The sequence below is a fragment of the Brevundimonas denitrificans genome, assembly GCF_030160755.1.
GTDB classification, from domain to species: Bacteria; Pseudomonadota; Alphaproteobacteria; order Caulobacterales; family Caulobacteraceae; genus Brevundimonas; species Brevundimonas denitrificans.
On the sequence record NZ_BSOY01000236.1, the window covers coordinates 1 to 533 of the forward strand.

The 533-nt window shown below is 57.0% G+C and carries 1 protein-coding gene; it reads right to left on the minus strand.

Annotated features, from left to right (window positions below; genetic code table 11):
- On the minus strand, positions 1–533 hold a 533-nt coding region (locus QQJ79_RS15955; protein WP_284223926.1), incomplete at both ends, for an AMP-binding protein.

Below are 533 nucleotides of genomic sequence, written 5' to 3' on the forward strand. Positions count from 1 at the left end.
ATCCTCAGAGGCGGTTTCCATTTCCTCGTGATACCAGACATCCCGGCCTTCAACCCAGTTAATGTCATTGCCGGTCCGCTTCACAACCACACAGAGGGTACATTTCGGGCAGTTTTCCAGCGCCTTGTCCGTGTTCACCTTCAAGGGAACGATCTTGCCGCCGCGCACCCCTTCATCAGCCGTGATCACACAATTGGAATCGCAATCCTGAATCCGGCCTGCCAGCGCATCCGGGGAAAAGCCACCAAACACAACCGAATGAACGGCCCCGATCCGGGTACAGGCCAGCATGGCAATGGCCGCCTCGACGATCATCGGCATATAAATGGTGACGCGGTCGCCCTTCTTGATCCCGCGAGCTTTCAGCACGTTGGACAGCTTGCACACTTCCCGGTGCAACTCGCGGTAAGTCAGGGTCTTGTCATCGGTGGGTTCATCCCCTTCCCAGATAATCGCGGTCCGGTCGCCCTTTGTTTCCAGATGCCGGTCAATGCAGTTGGCGCTGACATTCAGCGTCCCGTCATAGAACCAGC